The organism is Paenibacillus paridis, assembly GCF_006345825.1.
Taxonomy (GTDB): Bacteria; Bacillota; Bacilli; order Paenibacillales; family Paenibacillaceae; genus Pristimantibacillus; species Pristimantibacillus paridis.
This window is the reverse complement of record NZ_VCIX01000092.1, coordinates 303,293-325,427: the sequence shown is the minus strand read 5'-3', so window position 1 is coordinate 325,427 and position 22,135 is coordinate 303,293. Positions and strand designations below refer to the sequence as shown.

General features: G+C 45.1%; 16 protein-coding genes. 8 read left to right on the top strand and 8 right to left on the bottom strand.

What is annotated here, in order from left to right:
• Positions 1-4 precede the first annotated feature (4 nt).
• Together FJQ58_RS23455 and FJQ58_RS23450 are read left to right on the top strand one after the other, a co-directional pair.
• Complete coding sequence (locus FJQ58_RS23455) at positions 5-793, top strand: ABC transporter permease (protein WP_139997240.1); 789 nt, start codon at positions 5-7, stop codon at positions 791-793.
• Positions 794-811: 18 nt separating this feature from the next.
• Positions 812-1,606, top strand: coding sequence for an ABC transporter permease (locus FJQ58_RS23450; RefSeq protein WP_139997239.1), 795 nt, complete (start codon positions 812-814; stop codon positions 1,604-1,606).
• Positions 1,607-1,738: 132 nt separating this feature from the next.
• Here the strand turns inward: FJQ58_RS23450 and FJQ58_RS23445 are convergent, their stop codons facing one another.
• From FJQ58_RS23445 to FJQ58_RS23415, 7 genes are all read right to left on the bottom strand, one after another.
• Positions 1,739-2,293 (bottom strand): helix-turn-helix transcriptional regulator, encoded by a 555-nt coding sequence (locus FJQ58_RS23445; protein ID WP_139997238.1) that lies wholly within the window; start codon positions 2,291-2,293, stop codon positions 1,739-1,741.
• Between the two features lie 215 nt (positions 2,294-2,508).
• Positions 2,509-4,137: a response regulator gene (locus FJQ58_RS23440; RefSeq protein WP_139997237.1), complete on the bottom strand. Its 1,629-nt coding sequence runs from the start codon at positions 4,135-4,137 to the stop codon at positions 2,509-2,511.
• Between the two features lie 2 nt (positions 4,138-4,139).
• On the bottom strand, positions 4,140-5,876 hold the full coding sequence (locus tag FJQ58_RS23435; RefSeq protein WP_139997236.1) for a histidine kinase: 1,737 nt from the start codon (positions 5,874-5,876) through the stop codon (positions 4,140-4,142).
• 80 nt (positions 5,877-5,956) lie between these two features.
• Positions 5,957-7,555, bottom strand: a complete 1,599-nt coding sequence (locus FJQ58_RS23430; protein ID WP_139997235.1) for an ABC transporter substrate-binding protein — start codon at positions 7,553-7,555, stop codon at positions 5,957-5,959.
• A 62-nt stretch (positions 7,556-7,617) separates the two neighbouring features.
• Positions 7,618-8,532 (bottom strand): carbohydrate ABC transporter permease, encoded by a 915-nt coding sequence (locus tag FJQ58_RS23425; protein ID WP_139997234.1) that lies wholly within the window; start codon positions 8,530-8,532, stop codon positions 7,618-7,620.
• 14 nt (positions 8,533-8,546) lie between these two features.
• The gene (locus FJQ58_RS23420) at positions 8,547-9,455 is read right to left on the bottom strand and encodes an ABC transporter permease (RefSeq protein WP_238404291.1); all 909 of its coding nucleotides are present in this window, start codon (positions 9,453-9,455) and stop codon (positions 8,547-8,549) included.
• A 393-nt stretch (positions 9,456-9,848) separates the two neighbouring features.
• On the bottom strand, positions 9,849-10,643 hold the full coding sequence (locus FJQ58_RS23415) for an alpha/beta hydrolase (protein WP_139997232.1): 795 nt from the start codon (positions 10,641-10,643) through the stop codon (positions 9,849-9,851).
• A 284-nt stretch (positions 10,644-10,927) separates the two neighbouring features.
• Between FJQ58_RS23415 and FJQ58_RS23410 the strand changes: the two genes are divergently transcribed.
• From FJQ58_RS23410 to FJQ58_RS23385, 6 genes are all read left to right on the top strand, one after another.
• Positions 10,928-12,634 (top strand): RICIN domain-containing protein, encoded by a 1,707-nt coding sequence (locus FJQ58_RS23410; protein WP_238404289.1) that lies wholly within the window; start codon positions 10,928-10,930, stop codon positions 12,632-12,634.
• Between the two features lie 475 nt (positions 12,635-13,109).
• Positions 13,110-14,675, top strand: a complete 1,566-nt coding sequence (locus tag FJQ58_RS23405; protein WP_139997231.1) for a response regulator transcription factor — start codon at positions 13,110-13,112, stop codon at positions 14,673-14,675.
• A gap of 12 nt (positions 14,676-14,687) precedes the next feature.
• Complete coding sequence (locus tag FJQ58_RS23400) at positions 14,688-16,430, top strand: sensor histidine kinase (protein WP_139997230.1); 1,743 nt, start codon at positions 14,688-14,690, stop codon at positions 16,428-16,430.
• Positions 16,431-16,557: 127 nt separating this feature from the next.
• The gene (locus tag FJQ58_RS23395; protein WP_139997229.1) at positions 16,558-18,255 is read left to right on the top strand and encodes an ABC transporter substrate-binding protein; all 1,698 of its coding nucleotides are present in this window, start codon (positions 16,558-16,560) and stop codon (positions 18,253-18,255) included.
• 131 nt (positions 18,256-18,386) lie between these two features.
• The gene (locus tag FJQ58_RS23390) at positions 18,387-19,325 is read left to right on the top strand and encodes an ABC transporter permease (RefSeq protein ID WP_238404425.1); all 939 of its coding nucleotides are present in this window, start codon (positions 18,387-18,389) and stop codon (positions 19,323-19,325) included.
• Positions 19,326-19,344: 19 nt separating this feature from the next.
• A complete protein-coding gene (locus FJQ58_RS23385) occupies positions 19,345-20,265 on the top strand; it encodes a carbohydrate ABC transporter permease (protein WP_139997228.1) in 921 nt (306 codons plus the stop codon).
• 228 nt (positions 20,266-20,493) lie between these two features.
• On the opposite strand, the gene FJQ58_RS23380 is transcribed toward FJQ58_RS23385, so the two are convergent.
• Complete coding sequence (locus tag FJQ58_RS23380) at positions 20,494-22,029, bottom strand: glycoside hydrolase family 43 protein (RefSeq protein WP_139997227.1); 1,536 nt, start codon at positions 22,027-22,029, stop codon at positions 20,494-20,496.
• Positions 22,030-22,135: the final 106 nt, after the last annotated feature.

Here is a 22,135-nt window from a genome sequence, read left to right as displayed (position 1 = left end):
GACAATGTCGACCTATTTCATGTTTACGTTAAAGGCCTTTGTTAACCAGTTAGCATTTCGTTCCGAAGTATGGCTTCGTCTGCTCGGAAACTATTTTGCAATACTCATCCAAGTCGAGATTTGGAGGGCCGTTATCGGTAACGGCGGTTCAGCCAGTACGACAGTCGAGCAAATGATTACATATAGTATACTAAACACCCTCCTTTTTGCTCTTTTGCTAAACCGGGTTAGCAGTAAGGTTGACGGCAGTCTTAAATCCGGCAGTATTGCATCAGAGCTAATCAAACCGCTCTCCTATCCTTTATATCTGCTTTTTGATGGGCTTGGACAATCGCTTTATCAGTTCATTTTCACAGTTATCCCCTCTCTGATTCTTGCATGGATTTTGTTCGGAATGCTTCCTCCAGCTTCAACGATACATTTCATTGCTTTTCTAGGGGCTCTGCTAATGGCTTTAATTCTTTCTTTTCTACTTGGTTATCTTGTTTCTCTTCTTGCCTTCTGGTTCTTAAGCCATTTTGCTCTCAGTTGGACGCTCGGCGGCTTAATTACCATTTTCAGCGGTTCGTTTCTGCCCTTGTGGTTCTATTCCCCTTCCTGGGCAGCGGTCGCCAAGTTGTTGCCATTCCAATATCTAGGCTATGTACCTGCGGCGATTTATCTCGGCAATCAGAACGAGGCAGAATTATGGAGAACCATCGCGTTAGGCTTGATATGGATCATCTTGTTGCTTGTTGTTGCCCACTGGCTGTGGGGCAAAGCCGTTCGGCGATTAATCGTTCAAGGAGGCTAATAAGAAAGGAGGCGTACTATGACTTTATTACTCTTCAGTAAGCTGGTTCGATTATTATTGAAAGAGAAAATGGAATACCGAGCTGATTTTGTACTTTCTGCCTTCGCTCAAATCATTTCCTATGCAGGCGACTATATTGTCATCTGGCTGTTCATGAAGCAATTCAACTCGATTGCTGGCTGGAACTGGCCTGAAATTGCTTTGCTTTATAGCATTGGATTATTTACATATGCGCTTGGCGCATCCTTTTCTTTCGTGCAGATGTCGGGTCTGGAAGGTCAAGTTCGGGAAGGCACCTTCGATACGCTGCTCATTAAACCTGTCAACCCCTACTTATACCTGATTAGTCGCGGTTTTAACCTAGCATACGTCGCCCATATCAGTATTTCCGGAACTGTATTAATTTGGGCTATCGCTCAATTAAATTTACAGTGGTCATGGACAGATTATGTCTATTTGCTGCTTGCTTTAATCAGCGGTGCAATGATTCATGCTGGATTGCTCACTGCTATTGGCGCGACCACCTTCGTATGGGTGAGGACAGGATACTTGTTTTCATTGTTTTTCCAATTAAAGGAATTCATATCCTATCCTCTTCCCATATTCGGAACCGTGGTTCAGCTGCTCTTGACCGTTGGGGTTCCACTCGCTTTTGTCAATTTCTATCCTGCAGCCTTTCTTTTGTCGTACGAAACATCGCTAATTCCGCATTGGGCCAAGTGGCTGGTCCCGCTCGCGGGTCCGCTGATTTATGGACTAGGCTACCGCTTTTGGATGTATGGCGCAAACAAGTATCAGGGAGCGGGCGGATAACTATTTGCCGTTCGTAAGCGTACGTATCGTAGAGTAAAATGCTATGGCAGCCTTGGACTAGAAAATATAGTCTAAGACTGCCACAGCTTCATTAAACAAAAATTCCCCCTTAGTTTAAAACCTACCTCTTTTCTAAGTTTTAAGAGGTTCCACTTGGAAAAATCCGTTTCCTCTATCGTTTGTATCCCTAGATCGAAATTCCAGCTTGAAGTCCGTCTCACCCGTAATTTCCTCAAGCGTTTTAATTATGAGCGAGGAATATCGATGGTATAGCCATTCTGACATGAAGTTGTTCGGGCTATAGATAAAGAACGTTTCATCTACGTACTCTGCATTCGTATTTCTTAACCATGTATTGAAGCTGGAAAGAGAAATCTTTTTTCTAATTTCATCTAAAACTTTTGTCCATACACCAGATAGGTCCGAAGTTTCGTAAAGATGTTCGACTTTTCCACCAGGAAATACATGATCTGTCACCCCCTCACTCAGAAGAAGCTCTTCAACGGATTGATTAAAAATCTTTCCAAGCCTTAATAAGACTTCAATATCAGGCAAACATCCCCCGTTTTCCCACTTAGAAACGGCTTGATGACTAACCCCTACTAATGTTGAAATTTCCACCTGCGTCAACTGTAAACCTCTCCGTAGTTTCGATATATTCATTCCAATTTTTTCAATATCGAGCAATCGATTTTCACCTCCAACTAAAAAATATATAAATACACGTCAATGGTATCACATTAAAAATAGAACCTAAAGCAAATGCAAATTGAATAGACCGTGCATCCTTTGCAACTCCAGATTGCAATTATGCTTCGAAAAACTAATCTTCGTATAGTGAAGAATCACGCTTCATTTTTCAGAAAATACAGCCATACTAGGGTCTTTCACAAAGTGATCAATTAATCTCGTTTTTTCCGTGCCCGATATTGCTGTGGCGTTACACTGACAACTCTTTTGAACAAGTTCGAAAAACTTCCTAAGCTGGTATAACCTACAAGCTCTGCAATGTCTGTAATCTTATATTCGGTTTCTTCCAGCAATCGTTTGGCCTCAAGGATCCGTTCCTGAATCATGGCATCCGACAAAGATAACCCCGTCTCCTTCTTGAACAGTCTGGATAAATACGCCGGGTTCAAATAGACATGGGCAGCCAAATCTTCCCGGGTAATCTCCTGATCCAATCGTGAACGAATGTAATGTCTAATCTTGGTAACCACAGCAGAAGATACTTTGTTGCTTACCGTGAGAAGTCGTATGGTTGCCCTCAGGCAGCATCGCGTCCAATCTTGAAGGGCATCTGAGTGTTTCGGATAGCTTTCCTTATCTGTCAAGCTCTTTAACTCTGCCGACTTGTGGATCGACAAACCCTTTTGGGCCAATAGGCTGTGAATAATGAAGAGAATACCATGGATAAATTGATGATGGGATTCCTTCGTCCATGTATTTCCTTCACTATTCCAAAACCATTGCTTAACGCGGCGATCCAACTCCTCTAGCTCGCCAAGTTCCATGATCGTCGACCACTCCGCAAACAAGCTTAGAGGAGCTGCTGCATGCAATTGATCCATGGTTTTTTCAAAAGGAGTAGAGACAGGCATGAACACTTGCCGGGAGCGGGTTATGTTGTGCTGCTCTCTCTCCGTCACATAACTGTAGGCGCTAACGATCTCCGGTAATAATACTGTCGGGCTGATATAAATGGATAAGGAGCAATGAAGGAGCCGTTCACACTCGTTCAGAAATTGACGGCAATTGTAATTAAGCACGTCGCTAATCGAAATCTCTTCATTCTTCGCATATATGATCGCTAGATTGAGACCCGTATGATCCTGAAATACGACACCTTCCAGCTCTAGCAGAAGCAGTTCCCCGGCTAAATTGCGAAGCGCGTACTCCATAATGGCTTCATCCCGCGCGCTTAGATTATCTTTCCATTGCTCGAGTCCAAGGAGAACCAGAATATATCGATCACCAGGCTTGATAGACAAGCCACAAGTTTGTGCGGACCTTTGCAACGAATCTAGGAGCAGTGATGCCCGTTGACTAATCATGTCCTGCCAGAAGCGTTCCACCAATATAGGCAGCTGATGCTCCCATTTCCTTCGATAATCCTGCAACAGAGTTTCAAACTTTTTTTGTTCTTTTTGCTTGCCTGCCTCTGCAAGAGCATCACCCGCCACTTTTTTCAATTGCTCATAATCGACGGGCTTCAGCAAATAATGGAACGCCCCATGATGGATGGCGCGCTGCGCGTACTCAAAGTCTGCATGACAAGTAAGCATAATCGTGAAAGTGTCCGGCGAGTGCTGCTCCACCCAGGCCAACAAGTCCAAACCACTGCTGCCCGGCATTTCGATATCGCAAATTAGCAAATCGACAGTAGTGCTTCTCAGAACCTTCAACGCTTGTTCCACGTTCTCCGCCAAGCTAATGTGCGTAACGCCCAGCACGCTCCAATTCACACCTTGCTGCAAACCAAGTAAGGCAAAGTATTGGTCATCAACAATTAAGATTCTGTACATCCCCATGATCAAAGCCTCCTCTGCATAGGCAATTTGATATTCACCATTCCGCCGCCCCGAGGATCATTGCGGAAGGTTATTTTCGCGCGTTCATCATAGAACATAATTAAGCGTCTGCGCACATTCCATATCCCCAATTGACGGTCTGTCGGCTCTTTTTCATATAATCCGAGGTTAAGCATGACCAGCTGCTGCTCGGAGAATCCCGGTCCGGTATCGCAAATTTGAACAGCCATATATAAATGCCCATCGTCACTAGTTTCTTCACTTACCGTGATGCTGACTTCAAAATGCTTTGCATTATTAATAAATCCATGCTTAATGGCATTCTCCACGAATGGTTGTACAAGCAATGGCGGCACTAGGACGCTCTCAAGTTCCTTGGGCAGCCGTTCGTGAAAACTAAGTTTGCCCGGGTACATAACCATTTGGATTTCCATGTAGTTTCGGATATGATTAAATTCACTGACAAGCGCAATCCACGCATCGTTGGTGCTCATGATGAACCTGAAATAGGAGACCAGGTGGCTGATCATCTTCTTAATCAACGAATACTTCTGAAGCTCTACTAGATGGAAAACAATATTTAAGGAATTCATGAAAAAATGAGGATTAATCTGAGCCTGAAGATGCTTAAGCTCGGCTTGCTGCACTTTCATTTGCTCTTCATATACGTAGATCTTTAAATCCCCGATTTGTTCAGCCATTCGATTGAACTGTTGTGTAATCAGTTGAAACTCCTTAGATTTCTCTTCCTTTAAACGAAAATCCAATTGTCCCTTGCCCAGTATACGCATCCCGCTTGCCAACTGCTGAATGGGCTTAAATACTAGCCTGCTTAATAGAAAGAACAGAATAACTAGAATGACGACAACAGCTATCGGAATAACCTTAATTACTCGTTGAAACAGAGGCAGCTCGTCGAGCAGCAATTTTTCGTCCAATAAAATGAACACATTGAGATCTGAGAAAAGAGACGGTTTGCCTACGAACAAATAGCTGCTGCCGTCACTAAGTTGAATAGAAGCGCTCGTGTGATTCGATTGATCGTTCAAATGCCTGCGGATGCGGACAAGATCCTCATTGGAGAATTGCCCCCACAATAGATGACCCTCTTTGGAAATAATGCCAATCTTCTCGTCGCTCTCTACTGACTCCAAACGGATGAGAGGCTGGGCTAAGGAGTCAATGCTAACCAGCACGCCGACCAGCAGCCTTCCGCTTTTATCAGGTAATGCCTTAAATAGGACTGGCTGGCCGCCGACATTAATGATTTCCCACTTCAAGGATGTCGGAAGCTTGAATTTCTTCAGCCGGGAAGACAGTCCGTTGCGAATAGCCTCCTTCTCCTCGTAATACTCCTTCTGACTGCTTAGAAATAACTCGTCCCGGCTAAGATGATATACGAACACACTGCGAATAATTGAGTAGTAGCTAACGTCGCTATACCACTGATCCATTAATTTTCTGATCGATAAATAATAGTTAACACTTTCCGGGTCGCTTTCCGAATATAGCTCAAGCAGCATGCTTTCGTTTGCCGTTCGCAGCAAATAAGTACTGGTCTGCTCCAGCAGCTCATCAAGAGCGCCTAAGTGAAGGGTCAACGTATCCGACGCGGATTTTGCTACTTTCTCGCGAACGATATTTGTAGAGTAGATATTGGTGTAATAAAGGAAGAAAAAAAGTGGCGCTACTAATAACAGGACGAGAGCGCTTACTTTAAATTGCAACGAAAGTCTCACATTTCCTCTCCTTTGCCTAGTTTATTAGTACCCATGCGGCACGAAAGGGGAAAGACCGATTCGGTCCTTCCCCTGCCTGCTTATGGTTGATTTGCCTTCCACTCATCGTACTGTTTCTGAGCTTCGGTTCGGATCTTCTCAATACCGTTGGCCTTTAGCTTTTCATTGTATTCTGCCAGTACCTTGTCGGCATCCAAACTTCCCGTTTCAAGCAGCGGACGATACTCCTTAATAATATTGCTGACGACGGACACCTCTGTTTTGACAGCGTCCGTGTTGAAGCTGAAGCCAAACGATTTTACTTTATGAGCTTTTTCGTTATAGGCTTTGAACTTCTCCCATTTGTCAGGGCTTTCGCCTTCCCACAAATAAGTGAGCGTCTGATTCCCAAACATCCACTCAATACCCGGAGCCCACCCCGTATCCGCACGGGTAGAGACGCCATCTTGCAGCTTAATGAAATTATCCTTGCCCTCTACCTTGACATATTGCCGTCCTTCCACACCGAAATCGATCAGGTTGACCAGATTTTTGTCGGTATGAAGAAGGTTTAGAAGCATCATTGTGCGCTCCGGATCGACAGATGTGCGGCCGATTGCCATCATGGAGTTGCTGACGCTTGCTGTACTGATTTCAGGATCATTCCCCTTCAGCTTGACTAGTTCGATACCCGTCGCGCTGGAATCTTCCTTGTCAGAATCCGGTTTATCGGAACCGAATTTCATCCACGTTTTGCCGGCCTTAAATGCATCTTCGGCGCTCGTTTTGGTCGTCGCGGCATCCTGATTGATGAATCCCTTTTTGAACCATTCGCTGTAGAGCCTCAACCTATAAATAGTCGCATCGGATTCCAACGTGCTGATGATCATCTTATCTGTCTTAGTATCCAATACAATACCGGCAGGCGCTCCGGCCACCAGCTCGTAACGGAAGTTTTCTTCCATGCTCGGCTTTGTTTTGTCGAAGTAGCTCAGCGTATCAGAACCACTGCCTGAGAGCCAGATAGGTGCAAGGCCGGGTTCCTTATCCTTAATGGTTTGAAGCCACGGCTCTAGGTCTTCCAGTGTTTGGATAGAGTTGATATCAAATCCGTATTTATCAATAAGATCTTTCCGAAACATAATCGTGTGGCTCTCGCCGATTTCTTTGTTAGTTGGGATCGCGTAAATTTTCCCATTTACTCTGCCCCCATCGAGAAAACGAGGATCTAAAGTCTCCATTATTCCTTGCCCGTATTCGGTTAGCAAATCATCTAGCGGGAGAAACGCCCCTTTGGTTACATTGTTGGAAAAATCTGCCCAGTTCGGAGCAAAAGTCAAGTCTACTTGCTCTCCGGACTGATAGGCCAGCGCCATCTTCTCAGACCAGGAGGACCAGGGCAGTCCTTGGAAGTCGATCTCCGCATTAATTTTCTCTTTCAAGTATTTATTGATTTCTGCAACAACTGCCTTGGAGTCGTTTTGTGGAAAATTGCCTACCGTATAGACTTTGAGCTTGCGGTAGGTCGATGTATCGGGATTGCTTGTGCTTGATCCGATTTCCTCGGATGGCTTGCTTGTTGACAGCGGTTCTGCATTAGGTGAACCGGATGATCCTGAATTTGTGCTGCAGCCTGACATGACAAGCATGGCCGCCGTTAGCCCAACAAGCGTTTTGCCCAAACCTTTCGTTACCTTCATTTCTTTAACCCCCTATAAATTTTCATATATTCTAACCGGCCGTTAAGCCAGAGCTAGACGAATTAACCTTTGATGGCTCCAATGGTAAGTCCCTTGGTAAAGTACTTCTGAAAGAAAGGATAGACAAACAGAATGGGACCAATGGAGACGACTACCATCGCCATCCGTAAGCTTTCTGTCGGTACTGATTGCTGCACTAGCAGAGCTACTCCGCTGCCCGCTAATTGATTTTTGAAAAACTCCGCTTGGCGAATCATTTGAATCATGACGTACTGCAACGAGAACTTTTCGCTGTCATTAATGAACAACAAGGAATTGAACCAATCGTTCCAATACATTAGCGTCGTAAACAATCCGATTGTTGCCAGTACTGGAAGCGAAATAGGAAGAACGAGCTGAAAAAAAATTCGCCACTCCGAGGCTCCGTCCAGCTTACCCGATTCAATCATCTCTTCCGGTATGGTTTGCTGGAAGAATGTACGGGCAATGAAGATATAAAATGCGTTCGAAAGGCCTGGAAGGATAAGCGCGGTATACGTGTCCTTCAGATCCAGATAGTTGACGTACAACAGATAGAAAGGGACAAGCCCTCCAGAGAACAGCATCGTAATCAGAAGATAGATATTAAATATTTTCTTAAACGGAAAATCCTTGCGAAAGATCGGGTACGCATATAATGCAATTAACAATACCGCCAGCAAGGTACCAATAAAGGTTACAAATAAGCTAACCCCATAGGCTTTCATAAGTGTCGACGAATTGGCAAATAGATGGTGGTATGCAGATCCATCGATTTCGTCAGGCCAGAACTTGTAGCCCTTTAGCGTAAGGAGCTTTTCATTTGAAAATGAGATGGCGACGATCAGCAAGATCGGCAAGATGCAAGCGAGACTGAAAACGATAAAAATAGTATGAAGCACTATCGCGGCTAGCTTAGATACCTTCTGATACGGTTTAACGTTCGTTGCTTTGTTCATATTGATTCTCCATTCTAGAAAAGTGCCGTGTCGCGATTAAGCTTGCGAGCCAGACTATTTGCTCCGATGACAAGGAAAAATCCAACTACCGATTGGTAGAAATTCGCTGCGGAGGCCATTCCCAAGTCATTGAGCTGAATCAGGCCTCTATAAACATACGTATCGATGACATCCGTCGTGGAGCGCAGCGCGCCGGAATCGAGCGTAACATGATAAAATAACCCGAAGTCAGAGCGGAATAGGCCCCCCAAATTTAATATCGTCAGAATGACCATCACGGGAGTCAGGAGCGGAATCGTAATTCGGATGATCTGCTGCCATTTGCTGGCTCCGTCCATGACCGCTGCTTCGTACAGCTCCTCGCTGATTCCAGTTATTGCCGCCAAGTAAATGACGCTGCCAATGCCAACGGAGTGCCACATTTTCGTCAACCACAGAATATAAGGCCAAGCCTCCGGGTGCATATAAGCATTAACCGAAGAGTGTCCGAACAACGGCAACACGTATTTGACCAGAAAACCGTATTCAGGGTGTAAAAAGGCGTATACGATATAGCTGACGACAACCATGGACAAAAAATTCGGCATGATCATCACCGTCTGATAGAGTCGCGATGCCAGCTTGGCACGAACCTCGTTTACGGCAATGGCAATCGCAACGGAGAGAAGAAGACCGGTCACAATAAAGACAACATTGTAGGCAACCGTATTAATTGTTACTCGCCACGCATCGGAAGTAGCGAAGAGAAAACGGAAATTGTCGAGCCCCGCCCACGGACTGCCCAAAATTCCGTCGACGTAGTTAATATTCTTGAAAGCAATGAAAACGCCAAACATGGGGATATAACAATTAATGAAAAAAACGATGCTTGTTGGCAGCAGCATAAGCAGCAGCACGCGGTATTTCACAATGTTTCGCAGCAAACGGGCATAGCCCCTCTGTCGCTGTGAACGTGCTGGCTCAGTTGAATCGCTTACTGATGTTGGAATGGACATAGCAGTTAACCTCACTCTATTGAAATAGGATAGATTTATTATAATGAAGTTGGAATTAGCGATTCTCTATCCCAGGTGATCTCATTTATTAGAAAGTTACCTCTTAGCCTAATTTCCAGATACGCTTCTAAGCACAGATTTCACCATGGAGACAACCGATACATGACCTACCTCCCTTTGAGCGCGAACAAAAGGGGAATAAAACATCACAAAAGCATCACCTCGATAAGGTGATGCTCCGGTTGTTAAGAATTCAAATTGCCATGATATCATGGTTTTTATCTCACTCATTTACCTCTGAGGAATCAATCGCTAGACAGGTTATTTAAAAATGAGTTGGGAAAAATGGTATAAATCGTTTTTCCAAACCGGCCAATCGTGGCCGCCGCTCTCCTCGTACCAAATATGGGGCACATGGTTCATCTCCAAATAGGCATGCGTCCGGTCGCTGACATACTTAAGATTGTCCAGAAGTCCGCATGACAACCAGAGCAAACTCAGCTTAGCCGACGCATCTTTCGGATTCGGGACAAGCAGCTCGGGCTCCTTCGTGTTTGGCGCAGAGGAAAAACCGCCAATCCATGCAAAATGATTAAGATTGCCTAATCCGATATTTAGCGATTGCCCTCCTCCCATCGATAAACCGGCTAGCGCACGGTTCTCTCTCCTAGTCAGCACCGAATAGTTCGATTCCACATAAGGGATGAGATCATGAATTAAATCGGATTCGAAATGCTCGAATGCCTTTAATTTGCCCGCATCAAATAAATCGCCTTCCGCCCGGTCATTCTGCATAGCACGGCCGTTAGGCAGGACCACGATCATGCGCGCAAGCTTGTTGTCTGCATACAAATTATCAAGAATTACTTGCGGCCTCGCATGTTTGTACCATTCCTCCTCGTCCCCCCCGATACCATGCAATAAATATAGAACGTTATATTCCCCTTGACCATCCGGGTAACCTGGAGGGATGTAAATCATCGTTTTGCGCTTGCATCCCACTGCATTTGAGAAATATTCAACCGTCTCCATTTTGCCGCGAGCAATATTTTCCCTATACTGGTCATACCCCTTCGGAACAGCGTGCCTTAACCAATTATAGTTAGTTGGACTCATTCTATTTCCTTCTCCTTTCTGTTTACAACGACTTAACTGCCACAGAGTATAAACTTTCCAACCTGAACAAACAACCTGTTAAATTCTACTACTCGCCGGTTCCGTAAAGTAAGAGTTAGGAGGGCTCCAGAACCATAATTAGACAGGTTGTCGTCGGTATCTCCCAAATAGTAAACTCAATTTTGTAAGCGCATACAATTTAATTTGCATACAACAATCTCTTCCCGCTTCCCTTGTACTACCATGAATTCACATATATAAAACAAAAAAGGAGATGAGTATTAATGATGAAAAGGAAAGTCAGTTTGGCAATGAAGCTTCTCCTGCTTATGGCGCTAGTGATTTCGCCATTGCTGCTGAGCGGCAAGAAAGCAGAAGCGTGGGTAGGCATGCCGATGTCCAAACTCCATGTTAACGGCAAGCAATTGGTCAACAGCAGCGGCCAGCCCGTGTTGCTAAGCGGGTGGCACCAGCCATCTGGCGCTTACTGGACGTACCAGAACAGCAATTACTACCTGAATCAAAATGGCGGTAATCGACATGCGGCAATCTTGGCATATTTGAAGGATATCACGGATACCTTTACGAGCACCTCGGCCAAATACGGGAATAGCCATGGATGGTATATGAATCAGGTGCGTCTATTCATTGATCGGGAGGACATGGGTGACGTTGCCGCAGGCACGTACAATTTTGCCGGCCTGCAGGCCGTTACTCAGAACGTCATCATTCCTTATATCAACTATGCCAAGACCAAAGGCCTGTATGTCACCCTTGGCCTAGATTTCACTTTAAGCGACAACCAGGCAACAACTCCTGCCAACCTCGCTAAGTTTAATCAGATTTGGGGTTACCTTGCTGATCAACCTGACATCAAGAGTGCAGACAATGTCATGTTCGAGCTTATTAACGAGCCCGTACTATCTGATGTCAGCGGGGTTTGGGGCGGCCACCCCTCCCAATCCAATTTCGTTGCATACTGGAACTCGCTCAAAAATTTCCAAAACTCCATGATCTCCACCATTCGCGGCAAAGGCGCGGATAACGTCATCTGGGCATCAGGTCTTGGTTGGGATCAATACTATCAGCTATGCGCAGCCTATCCGCTGACAGATCCACTGAACAATGTAGGTTATTCCGTACACTGGTACCCCGGTTACGGCGCTTATGATGATTACAATACTTTGCAGCAGCAATGGGACACCAATATTAAGCCTTGCGCCGATAGTTATCCCATTAATATTACGGAGACCACCTGGTTCAAGACCCAGCCTGGAGACTCTGCCTATTGGGATCTGTTTAATGGCTCGAACGCAGGCTTCGGCAAAAACACCAAGGCGATCTTCACGGCAGCAGGCAATGTGAGCATTGCCGTCCATATGAATGGATTCTTGTTAAACCCTGGCACGAGAAGCTCATTCGCAGATCCGACAGGCGGTTTGATGTATGATGGCAATACAGCCCGGGACGGCATGGCCCGATTTATATTTGAATGGTACTATGAACGTGCGCAATTTAATCCTTGGAATGGGATTTGGAATGGGGTCACGAATGGCGCAACTTACAAGCTTGTCAACCGTGCTTCGGGTAAAATACTCGAGGTTCCAGGCGGCCAGAATACAAACTCGCTGCAGCTTCAACAGCGGGCAGACAATAATGCGACAGCTCAGCGCTGGATCGTTACGGATCAAGGCACCTATAACAACTATTATAAGTTGCGAAGCGTAAGCTCATCCGATAACAAAGTCATGGATGTTCGTAACGGAACAAAAAACAACGGTGAAGCGATTCAGCTTATGCAGGATCTCTCCAATACCGCGCAGCAGTTCCGCTTGATCAAGCTCAGTAACGGTTATTGGAGCATCTTGAATGTAAATAGCAACAAAGCGGTAGAGGTGACCGGCTCCTCCACGGCTGATGGCGCGAATATTCAGCAAAACGTTTACCGCGGCGATCTCAATCAACAATGGCAACTGGTACAGATTAACTAGAAGCAAGCAATGTAAGAAGGTGCCCAAAAAGCCAATGGCTTTTTGGGCACCTTCTTTACATTTATTCATTACCTTCTCCTTTAGCTTTAATCTTTGATAAATAATACCCTGTACGACCCTCGATTCCATCCTGAAAGCCTCTTCGAAGACCAAATTTTTCGTTCTTTAGAACAATCCGAACATTCCCTGCATTCGTCTCGATTTACAGAGTTTCTGGCAGTTGCTTAAATTTTACGCTTGGCATTCTATTCTCTTACATTATATAATTCCTTACAATTACCACGAAATTGATATGATAAAATACCATTGATCTTCATTTTGCTTATATCTAACGGCTTTCAGCAGCTTCGCTACTTCTCTAAGCAATACAAGAAATATAAGGAAATTGCGCTTTCAACTTTCAATCGCCAGCAAGGAATGCTTTGTTCCCGAACCAACCACTGTCATTAGCTCGTATCTTAAAGGAGGAATAATCATGTATAAAGTGCTAATCGTAGATGATGAAATTTTTGTGCGCAAAGGGTTAATAAGTCTAATGGATTGGTCAACGCTGCAATTTGAAATCTGCGGCGAAGCGGAAAACGGGAAACAAGCATTGGATCTTATCAACCATCTGACTCCAGACTTAGTCATTGTGGATATACGCATGCCTGTATTGGACGGTCTGGAGCTAATTCAAAGGGTGAAAGCAGAAGGCGAGCATCAGCCTCTGTTTGTTATTTTAAGCGGGTATCCCGATTTCTCTTATGCTCAGCAAGCCTTCCGTTACAATGTGTCGGATTATATCCTGAAGCCGGTTGATGAACAGGAGTTTACTTCCACCTTAAAAAAAATAGCCAATACGCTGAACCAAAAACAGCTCTTGTCCATAACGAGAGAAAAGCCGCTTATCGAAACTGTCATCGAAAGCTTGCTGCAGACCGAACCAGACGAGCAAGTGATGGCGCGGATTGCTCATGCGCTGGAGCTTCCGCTCAGCTCTTCGTACACGTATATCATCGCAGAAATACAGGATAGGCAACCTCAAGGGGCAATTGACTATTTTCCAGCACTGCAAACGGCACTCCAGCACTATTTCCATCATGAGGGGCAAGCTCTGCTCATTCATGTACGCGCGTACAATCAATATGGCTTTATTGTGCCTCAGTTTTGGCTGGACGAGCAAAACAATGCAGAGCGGACGAACTACACCAAGCTGCTTGAAACGCTGGAGACGGAGCTTGCAACGACGATAGCTTTGTTTATAGGTCATTCAACAAGCCATTTAAAACAAATCGCTCAATCCGGAATCAGTGCCGAGGAATGCTTGAATTATCGTTTTGCTGCCGGCTTTAACGGCATCTTTATAGCTTCGGAGCTGCAGGAGCTTCCCTTATATTACTTTGATGTGGATGAACAACTGCACAGCAAGCTCATCTATGAGATTGAAGCCAATCAAAAAGAAGGTTACCAATCCGCAATTGACGCTATTTTCATTGCCTTTCAGGAACGGCATTTCGCATCAGGTGCCGTTACGAATACGATAAGGCGAATTATGATTGCTATCATCAATATCATCCGACAACTGGGAGGAAACGAAAAAGAGCTGCAATGGTTGGACGAATTGCTTAATTGGCAGTTGAAATACCGCAATTTGCAGCAGATCAGGCATGTTTTCTTGCAGTTTATAGAAGAAGCGGCTACCTACATGGCGAAAAAGCGAGGCGAAAAGAACGAGGGCAGTATTGAAAAAGTAAAAAAATATATCGACAGCCACTACAAAGAAAACATCTATTTAAAGGGGATTGCTTCCGATTTTCATATGAATTCGGTCTACCTCGGTCAGCTGTTTCGCAAAAATTACGGCGTTTATTTCAATGAGTATGTGCTCTCGCTTCGCATCGAGGAGGCAAAGCGGCTGCTGCGGCAAACGAAAAAACGCATGTACGAAATCGCGGAACTCGTAGGCTTTCAAAATGCCGATTATTTTGCCGCACAGTTTGAAAAGCTGGAAAACATGACGCCAACGGATTATCGCAATAAGATTATCGGTAAAAATTAAGGAGGTCCCCCCGTGTTTAAATATCGGTTTCATCATTTGAAGCTCCGTAACAAGCTGATTTTCATCTATATTGTATGCGTTTTCTTACCGATCGTACTGACTAACGTAATGTTCTATCATGTGACAACCATTAACATCAAAAATCAGAAAACGGCAGATGCGGAACAAGCGATAAATCAATTGAAAGGCGAATTAGGCGCAGTCATTGAAGATGCAGCGGGTACTTCCTATCTGTATTCGATTAACAAGCAGCTCAACAATCATTTAAACACCGTCCATGCCTCTCATGACCACTATGTGGAATCGCTGAATAGCATTTCAAATCTGTTTAATCGAGCCGACAAGGAGTACAAAACCATCAGCTCCGTTGTGATTATGAGTGACAATCCGACGATCCTGGCCTCGAGCCATATTATCAGGCTCGAGGATGAGATGCGGAACAGCGATTGGTATCACCAAATCAAAAACTCCAATAACACGTATCCCTATTTGTACGTGACATCCGACAGTATCAGCGTTATTCAAAAGCTATCCGATCAACGAATCGAGACCTATGAGCATGTAATGAAAATCGACTTAAACATGAGTTATATTAGTCAAATTCTAGATTTATCCAGCTTTAAGGGGGATTTTTACTTTCTGGACCCGTCTTCTCAGGCCCGTTACGGCCGACTGTCCAGCGGTCAACCCAGTGATCTGATCGCAACAGGACGAACACTAAGTCTCAAGGAAATACCTGTACCGAATAAAGCTATCATCATTAGCAAGCAATATCACAATAATCGCTATTTGGGAGACTGGACAATCTACGGGGTCATGGATGAAGAGAAAATATTGTATGATGTCAGACAATCAGGGCAATTTATCCTTTGGTTTGCAGGGATTAACTTCCTTGTGCCTACGATCGTGATTGTGATTGTTTCCCGCTCGATCCATACACGCATTCAAAAAATCTTGAAACACATGAAGTCCGTCAAAGGCAAAAATTTCGAACGTATTCCTTATTATCGGGAACGAGATGAGGTCGGCGAGCTTGCAGTGGAATTCAACCGAATGAGCGAGCGGATTGAGAATCTGATCAATGATGTGTATGTAACTGAAATACAGAAAAAAGAGCTGGAGCTAAGCCAAAGACAAGCCCAGCTGCATGCGCTGCACAGTCAGATCAACCCTCACTTTTTATTCAATGCGCTGGAGACGATCCGAATGCGGAGTCAGATGAAGGGTGAGTTACAAACGGCCAAGACGATTCAGAACATGGCGAAAATTTTCCGTAAATCCATTATTTGGAAACGTAGCTTCGTTACGATTCGCGAGGAACTTGAATTGATGGAAAGCTTTCTAGAAATTCAGAAGTACCGTTTCGACACGAAACTGGAGTTTCATATCGAAGTGGATCAATCCCTGCTGGATATTGAAATTCCGAAGATGACCTTTTTGCCGTTTGTAGAAAATGCAAGCATTCATGGCATCGAGAACGTGCCAGGCATCGGTTATATTACGATTCAGATTGCGCAAGAACTAGGACAGGTTGTCTTCCTTATTGCAGACAACGGGGTGGGCATGGATCAAGAGAAGATCAGCGAGCTTAATCATTACCTCCATGAGGAAGCGATCATGGGCGATTCCATCGGAATGAAAAATGTCATAACTCGCTTGAAAATATGCTACGGCGAATCGTTCACCTTCACGATTGACAGTAGTCCAGGGGGAGGATCACGGATCATGCTGCGTCTACCGCTGGATAAACAATAATAACCTCCGAGCACGAAGTACTTAATTATTCAAAGACCAATCTAAGGTTTGATATATAACAATCACAAACACGATCTTCTATACTGAAAGTGCTTACAATACTTTGATAGAGAAAGGGGATACGGCAATGCGCAACAAAAAATGGCTGCAATCTAGCCTAGCTGTTCTAACGGCTATGACAATCCTCCTTGCTGGCTGCTCAAATAATGATCCAGGAGGAAACAAGCAAACAGGCGGAAACAAAGCAACAGAAGGAACAAGTGGTGAGGTAAGTACAGACCCGGTAACCTACGATTACTTCGCCTTCGGTACGAATAAAGATGTGATTGCCAGCAACACGACCATCGGCAAAATTCTCCAAGGTCAGACAGGCGTCGATTGGAAAATGGAGTATGTCGTAGGAGATGCAAGCACAAAGTCTGGTGTCATGATCGCCGGCGGCGATTATCCCGATGTCATCTCTCCAGTAGGCGAGCTTTCTAAGCTTCTCGACGCAGGCGCGTTCATCCCGCTTAACGACCTGATTGAGAAGTATGGTCCTAACATCAAGCGTGTGTACGGCGATTATATGGACAAAATCACGAATGAGGACGGCAACATCTATATTCTTCCTTTCACAGCCAACGTAAACGGCTATTTGATGGAGCCGGACGCGTCCAGTACATTTTGGATGCAACGACGTGTACTGAAAGAATTTGGTTATCCCGAAGTGAAAACGCTTGATCAATATTTTGATCTGATCGAGCAGTATCAAGCCAAATACCCTTCTGTAGACGGAAAAGGCACGATTGGCTTCCTTACGTTCGCAGGCACTCCAGGCGAGTTTTTCACCATCACCAACCAGCCGATGCATCTAGCCGGATATCCGAACGACGGCAACGTCCTGGTCGACATGCAGACTCATGAAGCCAAGCTTTATATGGCTAGTGAATATGAGAAGCGCTGGCTTACCTCATTAAATGCAATGAACCGGAAAAGCTTGCTTGATCCAGAAACCTTTACTGCAAATAAAGACCAGTACTTGGCTAAACTAACGTCCGGCCGCGTGCTGGGATATGTCAACTATGCTTGGCAGATTGGCGATGCTACCAACAATCTGAAAGCGGCGGGCAATGACGACCTTCGTTATGTGGCGCTACCTATTGTCTTTGATGAAAGCATCACAGACGCCTATATTGATCCTCCTTCCTTCGTCAACAACCGCGGGCTAGGAATTACCGTGAGCGCTGAGGACCCGGAACGAATCATTAAATATTGGGATAACATGTTGACCGAAGAAAACCAGAAGCTCATTCAATGGGGCGAGAAGGATGTCACCTATTCCGTTAATGAAGAAGGTCGTTTCATCATGAGCAAGGAGCAATTAGCCAACCGCAACGACAATGAATTCAGACGCACATATGGCTGGGCGTACTTCGATTATGAGTGGCCGCGTTATGGCAACAACTCGGTGTACGAGGATGGTAATGCTCATGTGCCTACCAGCCAGCCAGAGGTAGCGGCGGTCAATTACACGGAGGGCGATCTAGCCCTGCTTAAAGCCTACGGTCTGAAGACCTTCTCCGGCTTTTACTCCGAACCGGTAGAACGCGCTTGGTACCCTGCATGGAGTATCGAGAAAGAACAAGGATCACCTGAACAGATCTTCAATCAGAAAGCAGGCGATCTACAGCAGAAATACTATCCAAAAATGGTGTTCGCTTCTGAAACCGCCTTTGAGTCCATTTGGAATGAATACATCGCAGAGTTTAATAAGCTAGGTTCTGCTGGATTTGAAAAATTTGTTACCGCCAAAGTAAAGGATCGTATCGAAGGAAATTGGTAGACAGCAGCATTTGAATGATCATAAAAAACCGGGAAAAGTGAAGCCGCTTCACTTTTCCCTTCTAAGCTTGCTCAAGAGAGACAGTTTTTGCCGGAAGGGAGACGGATCGGGTGGAGAAACATGCAGTACAGCTGGCAGGATCGACTTCTGAAGATTCGCGCCTGAAAACCTTATTCAAAACATTATCCAAACAGAAAATGCTTATGCTGATGTCATTGCCTTTTCTCGTCTGGGTTATTCTATTTAAATATATTCCGCTCTGGGGATGGACGATCGCTTTTCAAAAATTCAAATTGGCAAAGGATCTTTTTGACCAGACCTGGATCGGTTTAGATAACTTCAAATCATTGTTTCAGGAACAACAGTTTTATCTCGTCCTACGCAATACGCTCGTTATGAGCTCTATTAATCTAGTACTGGGATTTGCAACGGCCATCGTGCTGGCACTGCTGCTGAATGAATTGCGTAAGGTTTACTTTAAGCGAACGGTACAGACAATCAGCTACTTGCCGCATTTTATCTCATGGGTAGTCGCTGCAAATATCGTGCAAACCGCACTCGCACCGGAGGGGATCGTCAATGTATTGCTGCTCCGATTGCAGCTCATCGATCATCCTATTTTATGGTTGGGAGTTGGCGAATATTTCTGGGGGATTCTCGGCGTAACGGAAGTATGGAAAAATGTCGGCTGGAACACTATCATTTATTTGGCCGCCATTACAACGATTGATCCGACACAATATGAAGCGGCTGAAATGGATGGCGCCTCGCGCCTTCAACGGATGTGGCATGTTACGCTGCCGGGCATGAAGCCGGTCATTGTCATCCTGCTCATTATGAATTTAGGCCACATTCTGGAGTCCGGGTTCGAAGCGCAGTACTTGCTTGGCAACGGTATCAATGTGGAGTTTTCGGAAAATCTGGATATTTTCGTCTTGAAATACGGGATGCAAATGAATAACTTTGGATTGGCGACCGCAGCCGGTATGTTTAAAACCGTCGTCAGCTTCATCTTCCTCATCGCAGCCAACAACCTCGCCAAACGAATGGGCGAAAGCAGATTGTACTAAATGAAAGGAGGCAAAGGCTATGGAACATACCAAAACAGCTCGAAATTCTTCAATAGGCGATAAAATATTCGATGTATGCAACATTATTTTTATGATTATTCTGGTTATTTTGACCCTTTATCCCTTCTTGAACATGTTTGCTTTGTCGTTTAACGATGCGAATGATTCGATTCGAGGCAGCATTTATATTTGGCCACGCGAATGGACGCTGAGAAACTTTGAATATGTGTTTAACGAATCCAATGTGTTTTATGCGACCTTTATCTCCGCGGCTCGGACGATTATCGGGACGATCATCTCCGTCTTTTGTACGGCGATGCTGGCCTATACCATAAGCCGTCCTGAATATGCATTGAAAAAATTTGTATCTATGACCTTTATTTTTACGATGTATTTCAGCGGCGGCTTGATTCCGACCTACCTGCTAAACAAAGAGCTTGGGATGCTGAATAGCTTCTGGGTATACATTATCCCCGGCATTATCGGCGTGTTCAATATGATTGTTATCCGCTCCTTCATTGAAGGTTTGCCGGAGGGCATCATGGAGTCAGCCAAAATGGATGGTGCCGGAGACTTCATTACCTTTGCTCGCATTGTGCTTCCGCTTACTATACCAGCTCTTGCTACAGTGTCACTATTCGTAGCGGTTTCCCAGTGGAACTCCTGGTTTGACGTATTCTTGTACAACTCTTCACGGCCTAACCTAAGTACCTTGCAGTACGAACTAATGAAGGTGTTGTCCACTTCAAGCGCTACGACAAGTTCCGGCGGCTCGGCCGCTGATGCCTTTGCTAATGCGCAGGGAAATGTAACGACGGTTACGCCAACATCGGTTCGCGCAACGATGACGATCGTAGCCAGTGTGCCAATTATTATGGTCTATCCGTTTCTACAAAAGTATTTTGTCAAAGGAATGGTCGTTGGCGGTGTGAAAGGTTAATGACAACAGGATCATGTGGAGAGGAACATGCAGGTTCCTTGCAATGATTCATAAGGATAAGAAAGCTTCAACCAACAAGAAGGTAACCTTTTTAGCCCTTTCGCTTCCAACCGGGAAGCTGAAAGGGCATCATTGCAAATCAACCTTTTTACCATTGGTGTATATTATTGACTCTGTTCACTGTAAGAGGATCATGTTATTTAATTCGGCTTCTGATTATGAAGCAAATTACGATAATACATTATACTGGAACTTCGAAAACTCGGCCATTCCTCCAAACCTATCTGTAGAGAATAAAAACAGCCCGATCCGGCATCCCATAAAATGATCAAGCTTGTATACCATTTGATGGGGATTACCGAGCTGCTTCCATTCCTCACCCTCCCGGTAGCTGAACGTGCATGTATCCGTATTATTCATAAAGTTGCCGTACGCTTTAAGCATGACCTTAGTTCCGTAGATGGGAACCCTGGCATACTCTGTCCCAGGCTCGTCATCCACCATGCTTCCGAATAAAGATGTATCTTCGCTTTTTCTAGCCATCAGTACCAGATATAATTGCCCCTCTTCTTGGGTCATGGCTATGTAGGCGTACGTGCCGATTAAGAAACATAACCCCGCATAATCGCCATTGTTCAGCTTGCTTCCATCAAGGGTAACCACTGCTTCGCAAGCAGGACCTATTGCGCGTTGTGTGAGCGTGTTGATCGCAAATGTCAGGTTAGGACTTATAGTTCCGGAGCGCACTCGGTAGCTTCCTGGTTTTTCGGTCACCGACCAAAGCGTTTCATTAGGAATATGATTCCATTGCCAAAAATCTTTCAATTGAACCTTCCCGTTTGAATCCGGCTCATAGCGGAAATCATCACTTCCAATCAGAGATTTGTACATGTAGCCAGGTCTTGTGCTTGGGATGTCAATCGTTTTGGGCGTCTCCTTCGCAAAAATTGGGAAACCATCCACAAACTCCAATGGAACGATAACCGGAACCCTGCCCACAGCTCCATGGTCTTGAAATAATAGGGCATACCATTGTCCTTCCGGCGTATCAACGATCCCGCCTTGCGCGACTCCAGAATTGAAGTACCCCCTATCGTCATTGAAGACCTCGCCGCCAACAAATTCACCCTCCAGCGAATCCGATACATAACAAGCTTGGGTTCTACGGCCGTACGCTGGCGATATGTGAATGAAGAAGGCATAATATTTGCCACTGATCTTGTAAAAGTGCGCCCCCTCATAACCCAAATTATACGGCGGGGTATCTCTTACGATCACACGTTCTAGACCGCCAGGCTTGGGACCGGAAAGATCGTCCTTTAGTTCCGTGAGCATGATCTCTGCATTTCCGTAGATTAAATACACGCGACCGTCATCGTCAAACAGCAACGAGCAATCGTGATAAAAGCCTTCAATATATTGCTTAGTCCAAGGCCCGTTGATCTCCTCAGCTGAGTACAAATAAGTCTTGCGTGTATCATTTGCCGCAAAGACAACATAAAATTTCCCATTATGATGGCGCAGAGATGCAGCCCACATCCCTTGGCCATAAATTTGCTGTCCGTTTTCTAGCCGCTGTGCAGGCGTATTCTCTAGAACATCGAATACATGCGTTGCCGTTTCCCAATGCAGCAAATCATACGAGCGCAAGATGACGCAGCCCGGCATCATATGCATGGTAGTGCTGACCATGTAGTACGTATCGCCAACCCGTATGACGTCGAGATCCGGGTAATCCCCCCAAATAATAGGGTTCTTTGACATTTGTATCTCCCCTATTCTGTAATTGGGCCCGCTCAAGCGAGCAGGCCCATTCATCAACGTTACTTGTCCCAACCCTTATCCCCTTGACGCAATACCTCTGTCAAGT